The organism is Nonomuraea sp. NPDC050540, from assembly GCF_044457485.1.
Classification (GTDB): Bacteria; Actinomycetota; Actinomycetes; order Streptosporangiales; family Streptosporangiaceae; genus Nonomuraea.
Map to the genome: position 1 here is coordinate 255409 of NZ_JBITHA010000016.1, position 22720 is coordinate 278128.

Here is a 22720-nt window from a genome sequence, read left to right on the forward strand (position 1 = left end):
GCAACACCCCCCGCCCCGACACATCCGTACACGCGGCAGCGGCTTGGCTAGGAGCAACACATGTCACTGGTGGGCAGGGAGGGCGAGCAAGCGCGCATTCACCGCCTGCTGGCGAATGCGCGCGACGAACGCAGCGGCGTCCTGGGGCTACGGGGCGCGGCGGGTATCGGGAAGTCGGTTCTTCTCGAGCACGCTGTGTCGATCGCCGAAGAGGGCGGCATGCGCGTGGTCCGCGTAGCGGGGGTCGAGTCCGACTCCGAGCTGGCGTACGGCGGCCTGCACCACCTGTTGTTTCCTCACGTGGATCGGCTGGACGCCCTGCCCGCTCCCCAGGCCAGGGCACTGCGTTGCGCCTTCGGCCTGTCGGAGGGAGACGAGGCCAACCGGTTCCTGATCTCCGCCGGCACCCTGTCGTTGCTCGCCGATCTGGCCGAGAAGGCCCCGCTGCTGTGCGTGATCGATGACCTGCAATGGCTCGACCAGGGTTCGGTGGAGGCGCTGCTGTTCGCTGCCCGCCGCTTCGTGGCCGATCCGATCGCGATGCTGTTCGCGCTGCGCGATACGGCGATGCCGTTCGACATCGCGGGCGTCGAGGTCGTGGACCTGCCCGGCCTCGCCGCGCCCGATGCCGCCCGGCTGCTCGACGAGCACGCACCGGAACTCATCGAGCCGGTGCGTACCCGGGTCCTCGCGGAGTCCGGCGGCAATCCTCTGGCGATCATCGAGCTCGGGTCGTCGCGGCTCGCGGCGGACGATGCCGATCCGGCCGAGCAGGTCGGCCCGCTGCCGGTGACCCGCCGCGTACAGGAGACATTCCGTCACCAGATCGCGGGGCTTCCCGAGCCCGCCCAGCGCGCGCTTCTGGTGGCGGCGGCCGACCTGGCGGCGCCTCTCGCGACGATCCTGCACGTGATCGAATCCCTCGGCGGCACCGCCGGCGACCTGGAGCCCGCCGAACGCGACCGGCTCGTCTGGATCGACAGCCGGATCACGTTCCGCCACCCCTTGGTACGGGCGGCGGCCTATCAGGACGCGCCGCTGCACCGGCGGATCGAGGTACATCGCGCGTACGCCGAGGCGCTGCGCGGGGACGCCGATGCCGACCGCCGGGCCTGGCACCTCGCCGCCGCCACCATCACCCCCGACGAGGCCGTGGCCGCCGAACTGGAGGACGCGGCGGAGCGGGCCTGGCACCGGGGCGGCGCGATGGCGGTGTGCGCCGCCTACGATCGCGCCGGTCGGCTCAGTGCCGACCGGGAGCTGAAGGCCCGGCGTATCGCCCGGGCCAGCCAGGCCGCGTTCGACGCCGGCAAGGCCGACCGCGCCGCCCGGCTGGCGGCCGAGGCGCTCTCGCTCACCACCGACCCCGGCATCCGGGCGACGGCCATCTATACCCGTGGCGCGGTGGAGTACGAACGCACCTCGCCGCGGGCCGATGCGGAGCTGACGCTCGAGGCCGCCGCGTTGGTGCGCGACAGCGATCCGGAGCGCGCCGTGCTCACCCTCTACGAGGCTGTGCACGCGGCCCGGCACGGAGCGGCGCACGACCTCCTGGAGCGTGCGGCGGATCTGATGCGCGGGTTCACCCCGCCGGAGCACTGGGCACCCGTGGTCGCCGCCCTTCTCGGGTGGGCGGAGCTCTTCGCCGGACGCCCGGAGCAGGCCGTCGGCCCGATGCGCGCTCTCCACGCCGCCACCCGCGGCGCCGGGAACGACCTGACGCACCAGATCACGACCGGGTTCGGCGGGCTCATGATCGCCGACGACGACAGCGTCGTCACCGGTACGGAGGACATGCTGGCCGAGGTGCGGGCCAACGGGGCGCTGGGGTGGGTCCCGTACACCCTGAACGTGCTCGCGGTGGCGCGGCTGTTGCGCGGCGAGTTCGCGGACGCCCGCGCGTGTGTGGCGGAGGGCGTGTCCGTGAGCGACGAGCTCGGGAACACGACCGAGAGCCTGGCGCACCGGTCGGTGGAGGTGTGGCTCCACGCCGTATCGGGTGACGAGGCACGCTGCCGGGCCCTTGCCGAGGAGGTGCTCCCGCGGGCCCGAGCCCGGCACCGGGTCAACGCCGAGATCGCGGCCTGGGGTCTGGGCATGCTCGACCTTTCCGCCCGGCGGTTCGGGGAAGCGTACGACCGGCTCGAGCTGGTGTCCCGGGGACCGGCGAGCCGCGACCTCCTGGTCCGGGCGGTGCCGGATCTGGTGGAAGCGGCCGTACGCGGCGGCATGCCGGATCGCGCCCACGGACCGCTGGCGGCGTTCCGCCACTGGGCCGAGCACGTCGACCGCCCGGTCGCCACCGGGCTCGAGCTACGCTGCCGGGCCTTGCTGGCCGGCGACGGCGACGCCGAGGCGCTGTACACCGGGGCACTGCGGCTCCACGAGGGGCACGGCGGCCCCTACGAGCACGCCCGTACCCAGCTGGTCTACGGGGAATGGCTGCGCCGCCGGCGCCGCCGTACCGAGGCCCGCGCCCATCTCGCGGCGGCGGTGTCCGCGTTCGAGCGCCTCGGCGCGCCGCTCTGGGCCGAGCGTGCGCGCGGCGAGCTGGCAGCCTTCGGTGAGCGGGGCGACGAGCCGCAGCGCAGCGGCCCCCTCACCCTGCTCACACCCCAGGAATTGCAGGTTGTACGGCTGGCCGCCACCGGCCACACCAACAAAGAGATCGCCGCACAGCTGTTCCTCAGCCCGCGGACCGTCGGCCACCACCTCTACAAGGCGTATCCGAAACTCGGCGTCACCGGCCGCGCCGAGCTGACCGGCCTCGTCCAGCCGCAGCACCGGTAAGTAACGTCAGTCATCGGCTTCCCCGACATCGGTCACGATGACCGATGCGTCACGGGGGAGCCCCCGCATAGCGTTCACACCGTGGCCATCGGCCGTAACGCCAATGACGAGGAGACGACAATGACGCAGTACTTTCTGAGCCTCCCCCACGACTCCGCCGAGGAGCCGACGATGGAGGGCATGGACCCTGCGGAGTTGCAGCAGATGATCGCGGAGGTCGATGCGTTCAACACCGCCCTTCAGGAGGCGGGTGCGTTCGTGTCCGCCGGAGGCCTGCAGCCGCCGTCCAGCGCGACCACGGTGGACTACTCCGGCGACAGCCCCGTACTCACGCGAGGCCCCTTCGTGGAGGCCAAGGAGTATCTCGGCGGCTTCTGGATCATCGAGGCCGAAAACGACGACGTCGCGATCGAATGGACCAAGCAGGCCTCGCGGGCGCTGCGCAGCAGGATCGAGGTGCGTGCCCTCCAGGAGGCGCCCCCCGCCTGACGACCCGTCGACGCCGGGACGCCGCACGCTGACGATGAGCAGCGGTCACCAACCTGGGCCTGGACCGGCGCCGCATGATGCGCGCGGTCGGCGTCGTCGCCGCGCTCACCGTGGTCCGCTGCCTGCCCGGTAACCGGACCACCATCGGCACCGCGCTTGGGCTATCGGGCTTCTTCCGCGGAGGGGGTGTTCGCGGCCTCTGGGCTTTCCCAGGTCACATGAGGCGAACCCGTCAGCGCAGTGGTGTCGAGGTATTGGGGCTCCAGGACGCGCTCGGTGAACTTCCAGCCATCCGGGGTGCGCCGGTAGCGGTCGTGGAAGAAGCCGTACATGACGACCGACCTGCCGTCGCGCTGGCGACCGATCTCGAAGATGGATTCCCGGCCGGTCGCGATGTCGCCATCGAAGTGGATCGTGCCCGGATGCACGTTCTGCACCCAGAACTCCCACGCATCCTGCAGCCGTTCGATACCGGCCCGGATCTCCTTCCGGCCGATGAACTCGACATTGGCCGGGGGGATCCGCCACACCGCGTCTCCGGTGAACAGCGACGCGAAACGGTCGTAGTCGCCGATCATCGCCGCGTCGGCGTGTTCGCCCCGCAGCGCCTCGATCTCGACCCGGTCGGCGATGATCTGCAGATCTCTCATCGGTTACCTCTCTCCTGCGAACGCGATGACCGCCCACGGTGATCTTCTTCCCGCGGTGGCGGCTACAGATCATCGACGAATGAGTCCGGAGCGTCGGGACGCCCCGGCGAACGTGATGGGGCTCACATTCGTGCCAGGCCACCATTAGTGACAGTTGCGAGGCGTGGGCGCCGGTCCGGTCTCCGCGGTTCCGAGGTCGTCGGAGTGTCCGGCGTGGATTCGCGGCCACTGGGCGGTGGGACGTCCGTTGGCCCGCATGTGTGCCGACTCCCTGTCGACCTGCGGTTGCGGCCAGCCGGAGGGCGAGTCCTCCCAGGGCTCCTGGCGCCCGTACACGGTGAGGTCCATGAGCGTGTAGCTGTAGTCCATGGCCTCCACGCCGCGCCGCGACGTCCAGTAGGTCTCGAAGACGCGGTCGCCCTCCCGCACGTAGCACACGAGGTGCATCAGGCCGAGTTCGCGGCCGACGAGGAGCGCGTCAAGGGACGGCTGTGCCGAGTACCACGGCATGTCCCAGCCCATGAAGTCGCGATAGCGGACGCTTTCGTCGTAGGACGCCTGGGCGTCGGCCGGGCCGAACGCGGTGTTGCGGCCCTGGCTGAACACCGCGTAGGTGATGTCACGGGAGTGCAGGTAGGACAGTTCGCCGACCTGGCTGAGGAACAACGTGCAGCCCTCGCACTGCTCGGGCGCGGGCCGGCCGGGCCACCACATGAAGTAGTAGGCGATGAGCTGCCGACGTCCTTCGAACGCGCCCAGCAGGGTCACCGGCCCCTTCGGCCCGATCAGCTCAAGGCCGGCATCCACTTCCACCATGGGCAGGCGCCGGCGGGCCGCCGCGATCGCGTCACCTTCGCGGGTGTGGGCCTTCTCCCGAACCCGCAGCGCATCTATGCCGGCCTGCCAGGTGTCCCGGTCGACGACCGGCGGCAGGGCAGAGATGCCGTTGTTCTTCGCGTCATCGTTCATGATCGTCTCCTGGATGCGGTCGTGACCGTGCGTGGCGCCTCCCCGGGAGATCGAACCGAACCCTCAGTCCATCGTCCCCAGGAGGCCCAGAAAAGGAAACCTTGGAGCTGCGCCGCCGTGGTCGGTGAGCAGGGTGGCCGGCGGGACGAGTCCGGTCGAGGCGGCGCGACATGCCTGCACCAAGGCGGACGCGGGGGACCGTCACCGCGTGGCTCTTCGCGTCTCGGTGCCGTCGGGATCGGAGTCGGAGGTGTGCTCGCGCAGCGCTCTTGGCAGCGCGAAAGCGACGAGCACGGTGGCCAGCAGGCCGCCGCCACCCGCGATGAGAAGTGTCGCCGGTGCGGAAGTGGCGTCCAGCAGGAACCCGCCCGCCAGGTAGGACAGCGCGGCGGCTACTCCGATCGCTCCGTAGAGGTTGCCGAAGACTCTGCCGAGCATTCCTTGGGGGACCAGGCGCTGCAGCATGGTGTTGGTGGCCACGTCCATCGCCGCGATACCGAATCCGCGGACGAACTGGGTCATGAACGCGGCGGCGACGGCCCAGGCCAGCCCCGTGAGGAGGTTGCCGGCGCTGTTCACCGCGAAGCCGGCCAGCAGCAGGGTCACCAGGGATGTTCGAGCGCTGTAGCGGGCCGTCAGGGCGTATCCGAAGAGCAGGCCGATGCCGACGGCGCCGAGAAGCAGGCCGACCGCCGACTGGCCGGCCGCGAAGGATTCGGTGGCCAGGAGGACCAGAGCGACATCGTCCACTCCGTTGAAGGCCACGATGGCGCAGAAGCCCAGGGCGATGACCCGGACCACCTTGGCTGACCTGATGTAGCCGAGCCCGGACTTCGCGTCCCCCAGGAGCGAGGTCTTCGTTCCCTCCGGGGAGGGCGCGGGGGGAAGCGAGCGCAGCGTGAGCAGGACTGCGCCGGCGAGCAGGAAGGAGACGGCGTCGACCAGGAGCACGCCCCGTATTCCGACGAAGGGGAAGAGCGCGGCTGCGGCCAGCGGTCCGAGCGCCTCGGCCGTGTTGGTGCCGAAGCCCAGCGTGGCGTTGGCGGTCTCCAGATCCTTGTCCCGGACCAGCCCGGGTATCGCCGCGCGGGAGGCGGGCAGGAACACCTGTCCCGCGATCGCGCGCAGCCCGACCAGCACCAGCAGCAGGGGAAGCGGCGGCAACGACAGAGCGATGAGCAGGAGCACCATGCCCTGAGCCAGCTCACATGCGATCATCACCCGCTTGAGGTCGAAGCGGTCGCTGATCGCGCCGGCGATCGGGCTGAGCAGTGAGGGAACGAAGTCGCCGACGAGCAGCAGAAGCGACACCGCGATCGCCTGCCCCGTGGTCTCGGCGACGTGGAGCATCAGCGCGACGAGGCTGAGCGCGTCACCGCCTACCGAGACGACCCGTGCCGACCACAGCGAGCGAAATCCCGCATTGTCGCGTAAGAGCCGTAAACCGCTCGCCTTGCTTGGGGACATGGTCTCTTTCTCCTCGGCGAGTGAGCGGTCTGGTCATCAGTCCTGTGCCGATCGGGCCGATGACAGGGCGAGGATGTGCTCGGCGAGCACCTCTGGGGCGTCGAGGTGCACGAAGGTCCGTACGCCAGGGATCTCGACGAGTGAGGCGTCGCGAAACGCGCGTTGCAGACGCCGGCCGAGTGCGGGCTTGAAGGCACGGTCGGCGGCGCCCCAGACGATCCGCACCGGTCCCGTGAAGTCCTTCAGGCGGGTGGAGACGTCGAGCAGGTCCTTCGGATCGACGGCTCGCAGGAATCGCACCGCGTCCCGGCGGATCTTCTCGCTCCGCAGGCTCGGCTCGATCCATGCCCTGGTTTGGACTGGATCCAGCTTGTTGGCGAGCAGACCGAGCCCGAGGGGTGAGTGGCGGAAGGCCCGTAACCGCATCGGCTGCATGTTGAGGCGCATCCGGAGCTCGCCGCGGAGGAGACGGAAGACGATGTTGTAGGGGAAGGGCGGGAAGGTGTCGAAGGCGTCGCAGTTCGTGAGTACGAGCCCGCCGATCCGGCCGGCGTCGATGTCGAGCAGGAACTGACTCAGCGCGCCGCCCGTGTCGTTGCCCACCAGCGTGACGTCGCGCAGGTCGAGGGCCTCGAGGAAGGCCAGGATCTGCCGGGCGACGCCGCGCGGAGACTGGTCGGCGTCGGCTCGCAGGGGTGTGCGATGGGCTCCGAGCGGCCAGTCGGGCGCGTAGGAACGGATGCCTTGCTCGGCGAGGTGGTCGGCGACGCCGGACCAGACCGAGCCGTCGACGAGGAACGCGTGGACGAAGACCACCGGAGGTGCGGTCGAGTTCGCCGGGCCCGCGACGCGATAGCTGACGGAGCCCTGTGGCAGGTCGATCGTTGTCATGGGACTATCCTCAGATAGATACAACCTGTATGTAAACTTAGGAACAGACTGTATGCAAGTTTCTCGCCGCACGCAAGCAGACCGCACGGCCGCGACGCGGACCGCCCTGATCGCCGCCGGCAGGAGGCTGTTCGCCGAGCATGGATTCGCCGGAGTCGGCACGGAGACGATCGTCAGCGAGGCGGGCGTGAGCCGGGGCGCGCTCTATCACCAGTTCGGCGACAAGACCGAGCTGTTCGCCGCGGTACTCACGGAGGTCGAGGGCGAGATCACCAAGCGGCTCGCCGCCGAGATGTTCGCCGACGCGGACGCTCCCGGTGACTTCGTTTCGTTGATGATGCGCAGCGCCGAAGGCTGGCTCGAAGCCTGCCAACAGCCCGACGTGCAGCGGATCGTACTGCTCGACGGGCCGTCGGTGCTGGGCTGGGTGCGCTGGCGCGCCATCTGCCAGGCCAATGTGCTGGGGTTGATCGAGCAAGTCCTCGCCCAAGGGGTACGCGACGGTGTGCTTCTGCCGCTCCCGGTCCGGCCCCTCGCGCACCTTCTGCTGGCGGTGGCGGACGAAGCGGCGCTCTACGTCGGTGCCGCCCCCGAACCGGACGCCGCTCGGCGTGACATGGTGGCCATCATCCGCCCACTCATCGAGGCGCTCACCCAAGCGTTCCAGAAGACCTGAGACGACCGGGGTCGTCGATGCGGCCGAGTCGTTCGCGCTTACAGGGAGCGGCAGGTTCTGAGGTAGCTGAGGAACGAGGCCTGCAGGCCGGTTACGTGTGTTTCGTGCAGGATCGCGCTGGTGACGGCCACGTCGCGTGTGGTGAGGCGGTGGAGGAGGGTGGCTGTGTTCTTGGTGATGCTTTGGTAGATGGCCAGATCTCCGAGGAGTTCTTGGTCGTTGAAGGTCACGTGGAGTTGGGCGGCACGCGGGCGGTCGCCCATCTCGTTGAGCTGGGTGAAGATCTGGCTGTCCGTGCCGGCGATGCCGGGACTGCCCGCTCCGATGCTTTCGAAGAGCGTGTTGCCGGTGAGCCAGGTGTAGAGGCTGAAGAGGCCGCCGTAGGAGTAGCCGAACAGGCCGTGGCCGCTGGTGGCTGTGCCGTAGTCGTGTTCGATGCGTGGGTGCAGTTCCGCGGTGAGGAAGCTCAGGAAGGCGTCGGCGCGGGTGTCACGGAGTTCGGCGAGGTAGGCGTCGGCTTCCTCACGTGTCGTCGCGCCCGCTCGGAAGCCCTTCTCCACGGCGTCGACGAACTCTTGGGCGATGGGTTCTCCGGGTGGCACGAGGTCTCGGTTGCGCAGCCGTGCCCAGTGCTGTGCCTGCTCGCCCGCGTAGCCGACGCTGACCTGGATGTAGGGCTGGATGCGTTGCATAGGGTCCATCTGGGTGACGATGAGGGGAGCCGTCATGCCCACGGCCCAGTTGCCGTCGAGCACGTATACGACAGGCGCCCGCGTCGTGGCGGGGTCGTATCGCGGTGGCGTGGTGACCCAGAGGCCGTAGTCGTGCCCGCCGCCGGAACGCATCTCGAAGTAGTCGGTGTCGGCGAGGCAGCCCTGCCACATGGCGCTCATCGCAGGTCCTTCACGACGCGTCCGGCCTGGATGACGACGATGGCGTTGGCGGGGTCGGCGAAGAGCTTCGGGTCTTCGTACGGCCTGCCGTTCCAGAGCACGAGGTCTGCCTGCATGCCGGGGGCGATGACCCCCACCTGGCCGGACAGGCCGAGGATCTCGGCGTTGGTCTTCGTGGCGGCCACGAGGGCGTCCATCGGCGTCTCGAGCTGCGCGCGCAACCTGAGTTCTTCGCCTCGGCGGTCCTGCGCCGGGCCGATGAGATCGGAGCCCAGCCCGACCCGCACTCCGGCCTCCTTGGCGACGGCGAGCGCCCGCGTCATCCGCTCGCGGACCCCCGTCACCCGGTCGCGAGCCGACTCGCCGAGGCCGGCTTCAGCGGGGTCGCGCAGCAACTGCTCGACTACGGCGAACGTGGGCACCAGGGCGACCCCGCGCGTGGCCATCAGGGTGGCCGTGGACTCGTCGAGGTCGGTGCCGTGCTCGACGCAGCGCGCCCCGGCCTCGACCGCGTTGCGGATGCCGTCGTTGTTGTGGGCGTGAACGGTCACATAGGTGCCGCGTGCCGCGGCTTCCTGGACGGCGACGGCGATCTCTTCCACGGTGAACTGGGTGTCGCTCAGCCGGTCGTGGGCGCCGACCACTCCGCCGGTCACGCAGAGCTTCAGGAAGGAGGCTCCGCGGCGGAAGGCCTCGCGCACGTTGCCTCGCAGCTCGTCCGCGTTGCCCGACATCATGGACAGGGCGCACAGGCCCGGGAGGTGGTGGCTGTTCCACAGTTCGGTGGGTTCCCAGTCGGCTCCGTAGTAGCCGTGTCCGCCGGTCTGGCACTGCACTGGTCCGCATGACAGGACGCGCGGTCCTCTGACCTTGCCCTTCGCGATCGTGGTGACGACGCCGCCGTCGATTCCGCCGGTGTCCCGGACGGTGGTGAATCCGGCGTCGAGCGTCGCGCCGGCGGTGGCGAAGATGTCGGCCGCGATCTCGGCGGCACTCAGCTGAAACGAGAACTGCGGCTGGATCGGGCTGGACAGGCCCAGGTGAACGTGGGCGTCGATCAGGCCGGGCGTCATCGTCAGTCCGCCGGCGTCGAGGCGCTCGCCGTGTGCGCTGGGGGCGCCAAGCTGGGTGATCCGCCCGTCTTCGACGGTGACGGTGGCGTCGACGGGGTCGCGACCCGACCCGTCGGCGACCGTCGCGCCGGCTATCTGAAACCGTCCCACGAATCGTTTCCCTCCGCTGTTGCGAGCCGGCTGCGACCATGTGTGCGGCTACATGGCACCGCCAACCGTTCTTTTCCAATGGATAAACTGTGGGAGTGATCCTGTCAAGCACGGAACGCAAAGGCGACGCACGCGAACGTCTCCTGGCCCGGCTTCTCGACGCCTTCGGCGAGGACCTGCCCTCACCGGAGGTGTCGCTGCGTGAGATCGCCGCCCGGACCGAGACCAGCCACGCCCTCCTGCGCTACCACTTCGGGTCGCTGCCGGGCGTCTTGGCCGCCATGCTCAAGGCGCAGCGAACCCGTGACAACGAGGCGCTCTTCGAGACCGCCCGGCAGGGCACCTTCGACGACCTCGTCAAGGCCATCTGGCGGACCTACACCCGCCCGGAACAGCTGTCGCGCCTGCGTGGCTTCTTCCACGTCGTAGGGCTGGCCGCGTACAGACCAGAGGACTTCGGCGAGTTCATCGACTCGCTCGACGACCTGACCAGGATGCTGGCCTCGCTCGCGGAACGCGAAGGCCTCGACGCCAAGCAAGCGCTGACCACGGCCACCGTCACCACGGCCGCGATGCGCGGCCTGCTCCTGCAGCAAGTCCTGACTCCAACGGCCCAGCCGGAAGACGCCATCGCCCTGATCCTGCGCATGCGCGAGGGCCGATCCGAGCCACGAGCAGGGAGCCGCCGGCCAGCCACCACATGAGCCCACTCGACGCCCGCTTCACCGCTGGTCGCGTACCTGTATCACGAGCGGTCGCGGGCGCCTCCTCCCCATCATGGAGAACTTGTTCAGATTCATCCTGGTGCGCCCTGCCATCGAGCAGGATCCGTCGAGCATCTCGCTGGGGCAGCGGTCGGACTACCAGCAGGCCCTGCGGGCCGCGGTCGAGACCGGGGCGGGACGGCTGGGCATCGAGCAGGCGTCCGAGGCCTTCGTCGCCTCGCCCTCCTTCGTGGGGGAAGTCGGCGCGACCCCGCTGGGAGCACAGCTCGACCGGCTCGCCGACCGGATCGACGCGCTGGAGCGCGAGAAGCGGGCGACCCGCGACATCGTGACCGCGGCGATCAGGAACGTGTTCGGACAGCAGCCACGCGAGGTCGTGGCGGGAGCACCGTACAAGGACACGGTCAGGCGGCTGCGAGACAGCCTGATCGCGATCAAGGTGCTGCAGCGGTTCCACGCGCTGCCCATCGAGCGGCTGACCCGGCAGTTGCGCACCGCCGAGCTGATAGCCGAGCTCGTCGGCGGCGCCTCCGCTCCCGGGGGCGATTCCCAGCCGGACGCCGCCGACGACCGAGGCGGTCCCGACCCTTCGCCACCGGGGAACGACGAGGCGCTACGGCGTAAGCGGCGGCGTTCCCTCGCCCTCCCCATCGACCTCGGCCTGACCTCGCGACTGTCCACCCGCGACACCGAGCAGCAGATGCGCGAACAGCGAGAGGCTCAGCTGAATCAGCGCGCCGCCGAGATCGAGGAACTGCTGGGCGTCCACCAGACCCTGCGTACCGCGATGTCTGAGCTGTCCGCGCTGGAATCGGCCAGCTTCCGTGTATCCGATCGCGTCCCGGACGCCGCGGCGCCGCCGCCGGACGCCGTACGCCTCTCCAACGCCGCGACCCTGGCGGCCGCCTACACCGGAGACCTGCGCCGGCGCCAGCTCAGGGAGGACCCGGTCATCGGGGAGGCCGCCCCGGGCACCGGCATCGATCTGCCGTTCGCCACGCTCGCTCAGACCCTGGTCAGCGCGCAGGGCGTCGTCCTGCCCGGGCGTGCGGCCTTCACGGCTCCCGACCTGTCCGAGATCGGGTTCGTCCTGAGGCCCTCCGCCGCGGAGCGGCTGTCCGAGCCCACCCGCGCCGCCCTGTCGGATCGCGGCCTCGACCTGGCCGCCATGCCGCTCGACCGGCTGACCCACCGGCTCGAAACCGACCTGGCCGGTACGGTTGCCCGGCTCGAAGCGGTGGCCGGCCACCCGGTGCGTAAATCCTTCGTCCGCTTCGGCGACGCGCTGATCTCGATCGAGACGCCGCTGACCAAGGGATGGGGCGAGGTCGGCACCGGTGGCGTGGTGACCTTCCCGGCGCCGACGCCGATGGACGGCAGCGTCCCGGCGACCAAGGGCGATGTGGCCCCCGCGGGCGTCGCCGACCTGCTCCTGGTCAAGCAGCAGCTGACCGGGTACGAGGCGGCCGACGTCGCCCACGTCGAGAACGTCCTGCGCGGGGAGCGCAAGGTACGCGAGCACACCAGGCGCGAGGAGAGCGAGGTGATCACCTTCACCGAACGCGAGACCGTCACCAGCGAGGAACACGAGCTGGAGACGACCGACCGCTTCGAGATGACGAGAGAGACCAGCCAGACCATCAAGGAGGACCTCGCGCTCAAGGCCGGCCTGAGCATCTCCGGCAGCTATGGCCCGACCGTGGAGTTCTCGGCCAGCGCCGAAGGGTCGGCCACCCGTAGCAAGGAGGAGGCCACCAAGGCCGCCACCACCTTCTCCCAGGACGTCACCGAGCGCAGCTCGCGCAAGATCGCCGAACGGGTGCTGCAACGCACCACGGTCAGGACGACGACCGAGACCATCGAGAAGAACACCCACGAGCTCGACAACCTGAAGGGCGCCGGGCACATCTCAGGCGTCTACCAGTGGGTCAACAAGGTCTACCGGGCACAGATCTTCAACTACGGCGTGCGCGCGATGTTCGACTTCATGATCCCGGAGCCCGCTGCCTTCCTGATCAAGGTGCTCGACCAGGCACACACCAGCTCGGTGACGCTGACCAAGCCGTCCGACTTCACGCTCCTGCCCGCGCAGCTCAACGAGAGCAACTACGGCTTCTGGGTCCGGGTGTGCGGGGCCACCGACGTCGCACCGCCGCCCGAGCTCTACCGGACCAAGTCCGCCGACTTCAAGGCGGGAGGCGGCGACAGCAAAACCAACTACCACCATTCCGCGCAGATCGCCATCGATGACGGCTACCGCGCCGTGTTCGGCAGCGTGGCCACCGTACGGAACATCTGGGAGGCCGACCACAGCGTGGACGTCGCGCTGGGGCGGCGCACCCAGCGGCTGAGCGGCGGCACGTGGCTGTGGACGACCTCGCTCGACGACGAGCGCGACTCGATCCCGCTGGCGATCGACTCCTTCCACTGCTCGCAGGTGGCGGTGGCGGTGGAGGTCAAGTGCCAGCGCACCGACCGGGCGATGGAGAAGTGGCGGCTGGAGACGCACGCCAAGCTGCAGACCGCGCACCAGGCCAAGGTCGCCGACTACGAGGAGAAGCTCGCGGCGCTCAAGATCCAGGCGGGCGTGGCGATCCGCGGCCGCAACCCCGCGGCCAACCAGCTCACGATCCGCAAGGAGCTGCAGAAGAACTGCGTCAGCATCCTCACCGACCAGCACTTCGACCTGTTCGACGCGGTCGTGGACTCACCCGTGAACGGCCTGCCGCAGATCGATGTGGCCGAGGCCGCGGTGGAGGGCGCCTATGTCCGCTTCTTCGAGCAGGCCTTCGAGTGGGAGCACATGTCCTGGGTGAGCTATCCGTACTTCTGGGGCAGCAAGGACCAGTGGGACGAGCGGCTCGGCTACGACGATCCCGACCCGGCCTTCACCGAGTTCCTCCAGTCCGGATACTGCCGGGTCACCGTACCGGCCAGACCCGGCTTCGAGGGCGCGATCGACCACTTCCTGACCTTCGGCGAGATCTGGAACGGCGGGCCGCTGCCCTCCATCTCCAGCCCGCTCTACCTGCCGATCGCCGACGAGCTCGCCGAGCGGCTGGGCCGGCCGGGAACCGAGGTGCCCCAGGGCGAGCCATGGAAGGTGCTCGTACCCACCAACCTGGTCAAGCTGCGCGCCGACGACAAGCTGCCCCGGTGGAAGCTCGACGCCAACGGCGAGTGGGTCGAGGCCTGATGGGCGACATTTCGCGACATCGAGACATATTCCTCTTCACCCGGGACGCATTGCCACCAGGACTCCTGGAACGCTCCCGGCTCACCGCGGCCGACCTGACCTACCTGGAGCTCGGCAACTACCTGACCGACGTCTCCCAGTTCCGCGACCCGGTGAGCTACCTCTTCGCCAAGCAACGCGTCTGGCGCGAGAAGATCATCCCGAAGGCGGCCGACTCGACGAAGGTCCAGCTCCTGCGCGGCCTCGGCGCCCTCAGCAGCCTCGCGGTCCTCGGCGCGACCCAGAAGCTGAAGGACCTCACCTCCGGAACCGCCGCCGACCTCACCTCGTACGGCGGAGCCGCCGCAGCCGGAGTCCTGGCCATCCTGGCGTCGTTGCCGACCGACGTGCTGGCCGCGCTGGGCGGCGCGGACGACTGGATCGACGAGATGCTGGGCACCCCGCTCGAACGAACGCCGGGCGACCCCAAGGCGCGGGAGGAAAAGCACTACGGCAAGGTCGGCATGTTCTTCCGCCACTTCATCGAGGGCGTGACGCACCTGCTGTTCGCCCAGGACGTCCGGGAACGGGTGAAGGGCGGCTGGGGAAGCATCACGCCGATCCCCGCAGAACGGGTGACGGAGGTCTTCGGCACCTCCTTCACCCAGTACTACCCGCACGAGCACACCGACCAGCCGCCCTACGTGTGGGATGCCGGCAAACGCCCCCAGTACCCCTCCCTGTACGGCCCGAGCCGCCGCCAGAGAACCCTGAAGGACCCCGACATCGGCGTCATGAACGCCGTCGACACGCACTACGTTCAGTACCTGGCGGAGGGCCTGGAAGACGTCGAGCAGGCCTGGCGCGCCCTGAAGCCCGCCGACACCTCGGGCCGCCAGGAACTGCTCGTCCGCATGGGCAAACTGCTGCACGGGATCGAGGACTGGTTCTTCCACTCCAACGTCGTCGAACTCCTCCGGCTGCGCGCCCACACCCCGCCCCAAGGCGCCGCAGAGTCCGACGAGGACTTCCTGCGCAGGTTCGTGACACAGCTGTCCGCCACCGACCCCGAGTTCGCCGCCGACCAGCGACGGCTGCGCCGCAAGCTCTACCGGCGGCTCCGCTTCCCCGCGTACGAGCGCGGCACCAAGACCGAGAGCGCCGGACGGCTCAGCAGGCAGACCATGTCCGCGCCCTCGCTCCGGCACGCCTACCCCGCCTTTCCCTCCCAGCAGGACACCTCCCACACCCTGATGCACGCCCTGGAGAACCTTGAGCACAAGCTGCGCCTCGCCACGGACAGGCTGACCCGCCCCGCCGCCGGATCCCTCCCGCGAGGCGGGGGACTGCCCGGCTACGTGCTGTGCGTGGCGCGAAAACTGTTCGAAGCGCGTGACGGCACCGGCCGCGCGCTCCTCGAACAGAAGGCGGCCGAACGCGGCGTCGGCATCACCGAGGTGCTGGCCGCCGTGGCCGGATCCGGCCCGCAGCGAGCGCGGGCCGAGCTCGTCATCGTGGACGTGCTGCGCGAATGGGTGCCGCTGTTCCTCACTCTCCTGGACGAGAGCGAGCGCATGCGCCTGGCCGCCGGCATCGCCCCGCGCTCCTGGCCGCCGGAGCCCGGCAGCGACCCCCCGCCACGTGCCAAGGACGCGAAGACCGAACTCGACCTGCAGCTCGAACGCCACGAAGCCGCACTCGAACCCCGCACCACCGACGACGAGCGCGTCGAGAACAACTACGAACGCGCGATCCGCTACCTGACCGACTGCGGCTTCCTGAACAGCCGCGGCCGGGACGCGCTCACGACCGCCTTCAAGATCGACGCGGAAACCCAGAAGAAGCTGCCGGGCGCGCCCGGCGCCGGAGGGTTTCTCCTGCAGTTCGCCATCGAGCTGCAGGAAGCGCTCGACGCCGGAGAAGCGGCCGCCCAGCGGCTCGACCAGGACGAGCGCAGGGTGTTCGACCAGCGCTCGGACAACGGCGCCTTCAACGAGATCGTCGGCTCACACTCCCTCATGTCCAAGGACACCCTGACCTCGATCCCGTTCTTCGACGACACGCGCGTCCTGGCGAGTGTCGCGTCGTCCGCCGTGCTGATCATCATGCTCCAGCAGGTCGGCGCCCCGGCCCACGGCCTGGACTGGACCCGGATCCTGCACCACTTCATCCGCTACCCCCCGGCCGGCATCGGCTGGGAACGCCAGGCCATCGCCCTGTTCCATCAGAACAACCGCCAGATCCCGAAATTTGCCGACCTTCCGGAGCTGGCCGGGCTCACCCGATCCGCCACGCGCCCGGCCGCCCCTCGGGAGAGGCGCAAGCGACAGGAACTGGAGGAGCACTACATCCGCCTCGAAGCCGAACTCGCCGGCTACCGCCACCCGTGAAAGGCACGGGCTGGCCTCACGAGCCGGAGGCGCTTAGCGTGATCGTCAACCGCGCTCGATCCGGAGGCGTCCATGGACATTACGGTCTGGCTGAGCGGCCTGATGGCCCTCGCCGGAGTGGGGTTGGGCGGCCTGCTGTCGTCCAGGGCGCAGGATCGGGCCTGGAAGCGCGAGGAACGACGACGCTGGCAGGACGCGCGCCGCGCGAGGTATGGGGAGTTCGTGGCCGCGGTCAGGGAGTATCGGTCGTACGTGTCCGGGCCGGACACCGCGGTGGAGGTGTGGACGCACCCGGACGGGAAGCGTCTCATCCCCGCTCTGGGCCCAGGGGGCGCTGAACATCAGACGAAGATGGAGGCGGCCTTCACCGCGGTCCAGCTGGTGGCGCGAGACCAGGAGACGGTGAACAAGGCGCATCTCCTCGCCGGCATCGCGCGCCGTGTGGCCGTCGCCCGCGTCGTCCACGGTCCGGGCAAGGTGCCGAGCGATCTGGATGAGAGCCTGTTCACCGCGGAGCGCGATTTCCTCAACTCCGCGCGCCGCGACCTGGGCCTCCCCGATATGGGCGAATTTCCCTTCCCTGAGGTCCTCACCGACATCGACGACACCCTGAGACAGGCGTACCGCCACCCATAGGGATGCCCTGCGAATCACCGGCCGTCGGCGCTCCAGCGTTCGGCGCTCTCGTCGTCCGAGGGGAAGAACGCCTCGATGCGGAGTTCCTGCGCCGTGACGTCGACCGGGGTGCCGACGGTGGAGACGACCGAAAAGAACCGCACGACTCCGCCGCCGAGCCGGAAGTGCACGTCGACGACCGGAATGGGAGCCGGCATCGCCCGCGGCGCCGCGATGAGCGCCTCGACCTCGGTACGCGACCGCAGCTCCCGCACCAGCTCGGCGGTAGCCAGGTCGAGCACCCCGCCCACCGCCTCGCGCCGCGCGCGTTCGAGCAGGGCGGGCACGACCTGGTCCCAGTTGGCGACGGCGTCGCGGATCGGGCCGGGTTCGATGATCAGCCGCAGCACGTTGGCGTCCTCGGGGATCGGCGCGGGCGCGAAGAGCGTCCCGAACAGGCGCGCCGCACCCTGGTTGGCGCGCACCAGGTTCCAGCCGCGATCCAGCACGACGGCGGGCAGCGGGTCGTGCCGGTCGAGCATCTGGCCGACGGCGGCCGCGACCTGCCGCAGCGCCGTGTCGTCGAGCCCACTGTGCGCGAAGAGCGGAGCGAACCCGGCCGCCAGGAGCATCCCGTTGCGGTCGCGCAGCGGGACGTCCAGCGCGCCCGCCAGCCTGAGCACCATCTCCCGGCTCGGATTCGAGCGGCCGGTCTCCAGGAAACTCATGTGCCGCGGGGTCGTCATCGCGGCCGAGGCGAGATCGAGCTGGCTCATCGCGCGTACCCGACGCCAGTAGCGCACCAGGGTGCCGAAGGACGACTCCATGGGCCGACCCTACGGCCGGCGGGCGCGCGCGGCCCTTCCCCGCGAGGGAATGGCGACCGGACTCCCGCCCGGAGGAAGGTTCACCCATGAACCTTCCGATCCTCACTCCCGAGACCGCTCCGGCCGAGTCCCGGCCGATCCTCGACGGCATCGAGGCCGACCTCGGCTTCGTCCCCAACCTCGCCGCCACGATCGCGGCAAGCCCCACTCTCCTGGCGGGCTTCGACGGGCTGCGCCGCGCCGTCGGCGACGGCTCCTTCGACCCGGTACGCCGGGAGGTCGCCGGGGTCGCGGTAGGCGTCGCCGTGGGCAACGCCTACGGCGTCGCCTTCCACTCGACCGTGCTGAGCCACTTGGGCGTCGGTCAGGACGACATCGAGGCGATGCGGCGCGGCGCCGAACCGCGCGAGGAGGTCCACGCCGCCGTCTACGCCTTCGCCAGGGCCTTGGTGATCGACCGCGGCGCCGTACAGGAAGCGGTCGTACGGCGGGCCACGGCCGCCGGGCTCGGACCGGCCGACCTGCTGCAGGTGGTCACCGAGTGCGCGTTCGCCACGCTGGTCGGCCTGGTCGACAACCTCGCCGGACGGGTCGAGCTGGACAAGCCCCTGCTCCCGCAGGCCTGGAAGTAGGTTCTGGGAGCACCTCCGTGCCGCTGACGACCCTCCCGTCAGCCCTGTCGTTCCAGGGCCACCTGCTCACGAACCGCGGGCACCACCTGCTCGGCGAAGCGCGTGAGCTGCTCCCGCTGATCGCCCTCCGGCCAGAAGACGAACGCGTCGATGCCGTGACCGACCGCCAGATCCGTCAGCTCGTCCACCCACTGCGAGACCGGCCCCTTGAGAAACCCCTCCGCCGCGCCGCCGGTAATGGTCCCGCCCGCGTTGTAGACACGCCGGATGCCGGAGGGTTCGCGCCCCGCCGCCCGCGCCGCCTCGTCGACGCGGGCGCTCATCTCGGGCAGTCGGTCCGGCGTCGCCCACCCCGACGACGGCACCCACCCGTCGGCCAGCCGCCCCGTCAGCGCGAGCGCCTTCGGCCCGCCCGAACCCACCCAGATGCCGATGTCGTGCGCGGGCACAGGTCCCGTCTGGGCGCCGCGCAGGTGGTAGTGCTCGCCTTCGAAGCGCTGGCTGCGCTCGCCGCTCCAGACGGCCCTGATCACCGTGATCGCCTCCTCCAGCGCGCCGAGCGCCTGCTTGGGTGTACGGCGCTGCCCGCCGTACGCCTCGATCGCGTCCCAGAAGGACCCGGCCCCAAGCCCGAGCTCCACCCGGCCGCCGCTCAGCAGGTCGAGGCTCGCCGCCGCCTTGGCCAGCACGGCGGGGTGGCGCAACGGCAGGTTCGCCACGTCGGGGAAGACCGTGATCCGCTCCGTCTTGGCCGCGATGACGCTGAGCAGGGTCCAGGTGTCCACGTACCGGCGCTGGTAGGGATGGTCCTGCACGCCGATCAGGTCGAGGCCGAGCCGGTCGGCGAGCTGCGCGTACTCAATGAGGGGATCGGCGCTGTTCGGCACCAGGAAATACCCGAAGTCCGTCATGACTCTGAGTATGGGACTACTCATGCGCCCGGCCGGGGGCGGGCTCACCGTGGCCTCATGGACGCCATGTCACAGACCCGGGCAGCGGCGGCGCGATACGCGAGCAAGCGGGATGACCGCGCGCGCATCCAGCGCCGCCGGGAGCAGACCGGGCAACGCATCGTGGACGACGCCGACCAGGTGACCGCCAGGGCAGAGCGGCTCGTCCAGCGCGGAACCGTCTCCGTCGCCACCGTGGAACGCCTCTCGGAGCAGAGCCCCGACCGCCTGCTCGAACGCATCGTCGGCGTCTCCGCCGACTTCCAGCCCGCCAACTTCCTGGCCAGGGGAGCGCGGGCCATCACCTCCGTGGGCCGCATCACCCAGGGCTCCAACGGCCGTGCCATCCCCGTCGGGACGGGTTTCCTGGTCGCCCCCTCGCTGCTGCTCACCAACAACCACGTGCTGCCCGACCAGGACAGCGCGGGCGAGGCCGAGGTCGAGTTCGGCGCCGAGATGAGCATCGACAACGACCCGCCCGCCTGGACCCGCTTCCGCCTCGACCCGTCGGCGGCGTTCGTCACCGACGAGGACCTCGACTACACGCTCGTCCGCGTCGTCCCCGCCGCCGACGGCAGGAGCGCCGGCGACCTGTACGGCTGGAACCGCCTGATGGCCCGCCAGGGCAAGATCGTCACCGGCGAGCCGGTCAACCTCGTCGGCCACCCCAACGGCCGGCTCAAGGAGATCACCATCCGCCGCAACGAGCTGACCATGCAGCTCGACCACTTCCTCCACTACAGCGCCGACACCGAACCGGGCAGCTCCGGCTCCCCGGTCTTCAACGACCAGTGGGAGGTCGTCGCCCTCCACCACTCCGGCGTCCCCGGCGAGGACGGCGCCTGGATCGCCAACGAGGGCATCCGCGTCAGCTCCATCCTGTCCGGCCTGCCCGCCGGCCTGCTGTCCGAGCTGGGCGCCGCCCCGCCCGCCGCGGAGTCGATAGCGCCGGTACGGCAGGCCGGCGCGCCGGCCCGCCCCTCCGCCTTCGGTGGCACCCGCCACCTCGTCTTCCTCCACGGCCGGGGCCAGACGGGCCGAGACCCCCAGACCATGCGCCGCGAGTGGATCGCCGGACTCAACAAGGGCCTCACCCTCGCCGGCCTGCCGACCGTGGAACCCGCAGACGTGTGGTTCCCCTTCTACGGCGACACCCTCACCGAGCCGAGGGAATCCTTGACCCCCGCCGCCCCGACCACCCGCGTCGTCTACGAGCAGCTCATCGGCGAGGCCGCCGCGCTCGCCGGCCGCCCCGCCGACGGCCGCCGCGAGGGCCTGCTGACCGGCGTCCAGGGCGCCCTGTCCTGGCTGGCCTCCGCCACGAACCTCGACCACCTCCTGATCGCCGCCGTCTTCCGCGACGTGGCCGCCTATCTCGACGACTCCTCGGTACGGCAGGCCGTACTGGCCAGCGTCGAACGCACCCTGCCGTCCTCCGGCCAGGTGGTCCTCGTCGCCCACAGCCTCGGCACCGTCGTCGCCATGGACCTGCTCACCCGCCTGCCCGCCGCGCTGGAGGTCCCGCTCCTGGTGACCCTGGGCAGCCCGCTGGGCCTGGACGCCGTCCAGGGACGCCTGCTGTCGGGCGGCCCGCACCGCCCCGACCGGGTCGGCCAGTGGCTCAACGTCTGGTCCCAGTCGGACCCGGTGAGCATCGGCTGCCCGCTGGAGGACGACTGGAAGGGGCAGGTGGACGAACGCGCCGTCGACAACCCGCTCCAACGCTCGCACGACGTGGCCGAGTACCTGTCCCACCCGCACGTGGCCAGAGCCCTGCTACGTCACCTCACGTAGGGCCCTCTTCGAGCAAGGCAGGATGCCGCAGGTCGTCCACCTTGACCGCGACGTCCGCCGCCCGCACCGGAGCGACCTCCCGCTCGTACCGCTCATAGGCGGGCAGCCGCCACCGCTCCTCCACGGCGGTGCGCCGTTCCAGCGCCGCCGCCGACATCCACAGATGCACGCTCAGCTCGGCCGCCAGCCCCCGGCCGAGCAGCAGCGTCCCGTCCAGCACCACCACCCCGCCCGGGCCCACGTTCTGGTATGGCACGCGAAACGCCCGGTCGGCGACGCTGTCCCAGAGCCGGGGGAGCACCTGGCCGGAGCCGTTGAAGACCTCCCTGGCGATGGCCTTCACATCCAGCCAGTCGTCGTAGAAGGCGTCGGGGTCGGTCCTGCCGTATTCGAGCCGGAGCGAGGCGGGCCGCAGAAAGTCCCAGGCCGACACCCTGACCACCGGCCGCCCCAGCACACGAAGCGGCTCCGCCAGCGCGTCGGCGTAGCCGTCCGGCCGGGCGGCGGGCGCCCCGTCCACGATCACCCGCGCGGGCGCGTCCCGGGGCAACTCCCCGATGCGCTGAACCAGCTCCTCGACCAGCGATTCCGGCGAAATCGGTCGCACCCCCATGCCACGACCCTAGTGGCCGCGCCCGCCGGCTCCCGAGCCCTCGATCCCGCCCGAGGTCCGGAACGGCGAAAAGGCCGGGCTGGGCCCGGCCTTTCGCAGGTGGAGCGGACGACGGGAATCGAACCCGCGTAGCTAGTTTGGAAGACTAGGGCTCTACCATTGAGCTACGTCCGCGCGAGCCGGTCCAAGTCTGGTCTAGACTTCATCCGGCGTCAGGGCGTAAGCGTACCGGAGTCTCGGGGAGCTTGCGCACCGGGCGCGGCGGGGCGTGGCGCAGCTTGGTAGCGCGCTTGCTTTGGGAGCAAGAAGTCGCAGGTTCAAATCCTGTCGCCCCGACTTGCGGGAAACAGCACGAAGGCCGCTCACCGGAAACGGGAGCGGCCTTCGTCAGGATGTGAACCAGGGATCAGGGTTCGGTGCGAAACAGGGCCCAGACGGCCTTGCCGCCCCTGGCCAGCGGGTCCCAGCCCCAGCACTGGCTGTAGGTCTCGACGATGTAGAGGCCGCGGCCGTTCTCCGAGATGAAGTCGGGCTCCTTGCGGGTGGGCACCTCGTCGCTCGGGTCGGCCACCGCCAGCAGTACGTGGGGGGCGACACGCATCAGCAGCAGGGTGAGCCCGGTGTGGCCGCGGGTGTAGCGGACGGCGTTGGTGACGAGTTCGGAGACCACCAGCGCGGCGTCGTCGCTCAGTTCGGCCAGTCCCCAGTTGTGCAGGGTGTCGCGGGTGACGTCACGCGCGGTCTTGACCGAATCGGCCTGAAAGGGGAGCGGACACGAGGTGGTGTACGGATGGGCCCGGCTGAGCAGGCTGTCGAAGCCGACCTCGCGTGTGATCTGCAGGCAGTCGGCAGTGGCCAGGGGGTCCTCCACCATCCCGCCGCTACCTCCCGCTTGCCCATCGGTTAGTGCATGTTTGGCCCAATATGCACTAGGCCATCATGGGTCACGAC

19 protein-coding genes and 2 tRNA genes are annotated in these 22720 nt (G+C 70.1%); 10 read left to right on the forward strand and 11 right to left on the reverse strand.

Translation table 11 applies throughout. The annotated features are described in order from the left end of the window. The first annotated feature begins 60 nt into the window (after window positions 1–60). Window positions 61–2790 (forward strand): AAA family ATPase, encoded by a 2730-nt coding sequence (locus tag ACIBI5_RS41315; protein WP_397255246.1) that lies wholly within the window; start codon window positions 61–63, stop codon window positions 2788–2790. A 120-nt stretch (window positions 2791–2910) separates the two neighbouring features. Further along, complete coding sequence (locus ACIBI5_RS41320; protein WP_397255248.1) at window positions 2911–3279, forward strand: YciI family protein; 369 nt, start codon at window positions 2911–2913, stop codon at window positions 3277–3279. Window positions 3280–3440: 161 nt separating this feature from the next. Here ACIBI5_RS41320 and ACIBI5_RS41325 read toward each other — a convergent pair whose 3' ends face one another. The 4 genes from ACIBI5_RS41325 to ACIBI5_RS41340 form a co-directional block, all read right to left on the reverse strand. Further along, window positions 3441–3929 (reverse strand): nuclear transport factor 2 family protein, encoded by a 489-nt coding sequence (locus ACIBI5_RS41325; protein WP_397255250.1) that lies wholly within the window; start codon window positions 3927–3929, stop codon window positions 3441–3443. A gap of 144 nt (window positions 3930–4073) precedes the next feature. After that, entirely contained in the window at window positions 4074–4898 is an 825-nt protein-coding gene (locus ACIBI5_RS41330; protein WP_397255252.1) for a DUF899 family protein, read from the reverse strand. 201 nt (window positions 4899–5099) lie between these two features. Beyond that, a complete protein-coding gene (locus ACIBI5_RS41335; protein WP_397255254.1) occupies window positions 5100–6365 on the reverse strand; it encodes an MFS transporter in 1266 nt (421 codons plus the stop codon). Window positions 6366–6401: 36 nt separating this feature from the next. Continuing rightward, window positions 6402–7256 carry an alpha/beta fold hydrolase gene (locus ACIBI5_RS41340; protein ID WP_397255256.1) on the reverse strand — a complete coding sequence of 285 codons (855 nt, stop codon included), beginning with the start codon at window positions 7254–7256 and terminating at the stop codon, window positions 6402–6404. A 52-nt stretch (window positions 7257–7308) separates the two neighbouring features. Here ACIBI5_RS41340 and ACIBI5_RS41345 point away from each other — a divergent pair, with 52 nt between their 5' ends. After that, window positions 7309–7932 carry a TetR/AcrR family transcriptional regulator gene (locus tag ACIBI5_RS41345; protein WP_397255258.1) on the forward strand — a complete coding sequence of 208 codons (624 nt, stop codon included), beginning with the start codon at window positions 7309–7311 and terminating at the stop codon, window positions 7930–7932. 38 nt (window positions 7933–7970) lie between these two features. Here the strand turns inward: ACIBI5_RS41345 and ACIBI5_RS41350 are convergent, their stop codons facing one another. Then, entirely contained in the window at window positions 7971–8825 is an 855-nt protein-coding gene (locus ACIBI5_RS41350) for an alpha/beta hydrolase (protein ID WP_397255260.1), read from the reverse strand. Then, complete coding sequence (locus ACIBI5_RS41355) at window positions 8822–10048, reverse strand: amidohydrolase family protein (RefSeq protein WP_397255262.1); 1227 nt, start codon at window positions 10046–10048, stop codon at window positions 8822–8824. Before ACIBI5_RS41355 ends, ACIBI5_RS41350 begins: the two co-directional genes overlap by 4 nt. A 95-nt stretch (window positions 10049–10143) precedes the next feature. On the opposite strand from ACIBI5_RS41355, the gene ACIBI5_RS41360 reads away from it, so the two are divergent. From ACIBI5_RS41360 to ACIBI5_RS41375, 4 genes are all read left to right on the forward strand, one after another. Beyond that, entirely contained in the window at window positions 10144–10752 is a 609-nt protein-coding gene (locus ACIBI5_RS41360) for a TetR/AcrR family transcriptional regulator (protein ID WP_397255264.1), read from the forward strand. Between the two features lie 82 nt (window positions 10753–10834). Further along, a complete protein-coding gene (locus tag ACIBI5_RS41365; RefSeq protein ID WP_397255266.1) occupies window positions 10835–13969 on the forward strand; it encodes a hypothetical protein in 3135 nt (1044 codons plus the stop codon). 50 nt (window positions 13970–14019) lie between these two features. Then, window positions 14020–16338, forward strand: a complete 2319-nt coding sequence (locus ACIBI5_RS41370; protein ID WP_397255268.1) for a hypothetical protein — start codon at window positions 14020–14022, stop codon at window positions 16336–16338. A gap of 72 nt (window positions 16339–16410) precedes the next feature. Then, the gene (locus ACIBI5_RS41375) at window positions 16411–16974 is read left to right on the forward strand and encodes a hypothetical protein (RefSeq protein WP_397255270.1); all 564 of its coding nucleotides are present in this window, start codon (window positions 16411–16413) and stop codon (window positions 16972–16974) included. 14 nt (window positions 16975–16988) lie between these two features. Here ACIBI5_RS41375 and ACIBI5_RS41380 read toward each other — a convergent pair whose 3' ends face one another. Next, window positions 16989–17780, reverse strand: a complete 792-nt coding sequence (locus ACIBI5_RS41380) for a helix-turn-helix domain-containing protein (protein ID WP_397255272.1) — start codon at window positions 17778–17780, stop codon at window positions 16989–16991. An 86-nt stretch (window positions 17781–17866) separates the two neighbouring features. On the opposite strand from ACIBI5_RS41380, the gene ACIBI5_RS41385 reads away from it, so the two are divergent. Next, window positions 17867–18412 (forward strand): carboxymuconolactone decarboxylase family protein, encoded by a 546-nt coding sequence (locus tag ACIBI5_RS41385; RefSeq protein WP_397255274.1) that lies wholly within the window; start codon window positions 17867–17869, stop codon window positions 18410–18412. A 38-nt stretch (window positions 18413–18450) separates the two neighbouring features. Here ACIBI5_RS41385 and ACIBI5_RS41390 read toward each other — a convergent pair whose 3' ends face one another. After that, entirely contained in the window at window positions 18451–19323 is an 873-nt protein-coding gene (locus ACIBI5_RS41390) for an LLM class flavin-dependent oxidoreductase (RefSeq protein WP_397255276.1), read from the reverse strand. Between the two features lie 57 nt (window positions 19324–19380). Between ACIBI5_RS41390 and ACIBI5_RS41395 the strand changes: the two genes are divergently transcribed. Beyond that, entirely contained in the window at window positions 19381–21156 is a 1776-nt protein-coding gene (locus ACIBI5_RS41395; protein WP_397255278.1) for a trypsin-like peptidase domain-containing protein, read from the forward strand. Here ACIBI5_RS41395 and ACIBI5_RS41400 read toward each other — a convergent pair. Further along, on the reverse strand, window positions 21149–21769 hold the full coding sequence (locus ACIBI5_RS41400) for a uridine kinase (protein ID WP_397255280.1): 621 nt from the start codon (window positions 21767–21769) through the stop codon (window positions 21149–21151). The genes ACIBI5_RS41395 and ACIBI5_RS41400 overlap by 8 nt on opposite strands. 100 nt (window positions 21770–21869) lie before the next feature. After that, window positions 21870–21943: transfer RNA gene (locus ACIBI5_RS41405), tRNA-Gly, on the reverse strand. Window positions 21944–22031: 88 nt separating this feature from the next. Between ACIBI5_RS41405 and ACIBI5_RS41410 the strand changes: the two genes are divergently transcribed. Then, a tRNA-Pro gene (locus ACIBI5_RS41410) sits at window positions 22032–22105 on the forward strand. A gap of 70 nt (window positions 22106–22175) precedes the next feature. On the opposite strand, the gene ACIBI5_RS41415 is transcribed toward ACIBI5_RS41410, so the two are convergent. After that, the gene (locus ACIBI5_RS41415) at window positions 22176–22643 is read right to left on the reverse strand and encodes an ATP-binding protein (protein WP_397108005.1); all 468 of its coding nucleotides are present in this window, start codon (window positions 22641–22643) and stop codon (window positions 22176–22178) included. Window positions 22644–22720 lie beyond the last annotated feature (77 nt).

Bases quoted from the DNA above. Each gene is read 5' to 3' on its own strand.
- ACIBI5_RS41400 (WP_397255280.1), bottom strand. From the start codon at position 21,769: ATGGGGGTGCGACCGATTTCGCCGGAATCGCTGGTCGAGGAGCTGGTT.
- ACIBI5_RS41375 (WP_397255270.1), top strand. From the start codon at position 16,411: ATGGACATTACGGTCTGGCTGAGCGGCCTGATGGCCCTCGCCGGAGTG.
- ACIBI5_RS41330 (WP_397255252.1), bottom strand. From the start codon at position 4,898: ATGAACGATGACGCGAAGAACAACGGCATCTCTGCCCTGCCGCCGGTC.
- ACIBI5_RS41345 (WP_397255258.1), top strand. From the start codon at position 7,309: ATGCAAGTTTCTCGCCGCACGCAAGCAGACCGCACGGCCGCGACGCGG.
- ACIBI5_RS41320 (WP_397255248.1), top strand. From the start codon at position 2,911: ATGACGCAGTACTTTCTGAGCCTCCCCCACGACTCCGCCGAGGAGCCG.
- ACIBI5_RS41325 (WP_397255250.1), bottom strand. From the start codon at position 3,929: ATGAGAGATCTGCAGATCATCGCCGACCGGGTCGAGATCGAGGCGCTG.
- ACIBI5_RS41335 (WP_397255254.1), bottom strand. From the start codon at position 6,365: ATGTCCCCAAGCAAGGCGAGCGGTTTACGGCTCTTACGCGACAATGCG.
- ACIBI5_RS41315 (WP_397255246.1), top strand. From the start codon at position 61: ATGTCACTGGTGGGCAGGGAGGGCGAGCAAGCGCGCATTCACCGCCTG.
- ACIBI5_RS41395 (WP_397255278.1), top strand. From the start codon at position 19,381: ATGGACGCCATGTCACAGACCCGGGCAGCGGCGGCGCGATACGCGAGC.
- ACIBI5_RS41380 (WP_397255272.1), bottom strand. From the start codon at position 17,780: ATGGAGTCGTCCTTCGGCACCCTGGTGCGCTACTGGCGTCGGGTACGC.
- ACIBI5_RS41350 (WP_397255260.1), bottom strand. From the start codon at position 8,825: ATGAGCGCCATGTGGCAGGGCTGCCTCGCCGACACCGACTACTTCGAG.
- ACIBI5_RS41390 (WP_397255276.1), bottom strand. From the start codon at position 19,323: ATGACGGACTTCGGGTATTTCCTGGTGCCGAACAGCGCCGATCCCCTC.
- ACIBI5_RS41385 (WP_397255274.1), top strand. From the start codon at position 17,867: ATGAACCTTCCGATCCTCACTCCCGAGACCGCTCCGGCCGAGTCCCGG.
- ACIBI5_RS41340 (WP_397255256.1), bottom strand. From the start codon at position 7,256: ATGACAACGATCGACCTGCCACAGGGCTCCGTCAGCTATCGCGTCGCG.
- ACIBI5_RS41415 (WP_397108005.1), bottom strand. From the start codon at position 22,643: ATGGTGGAGGACCCCCTGGCCACTGCCGACTGCCTGCAGATCACACGC.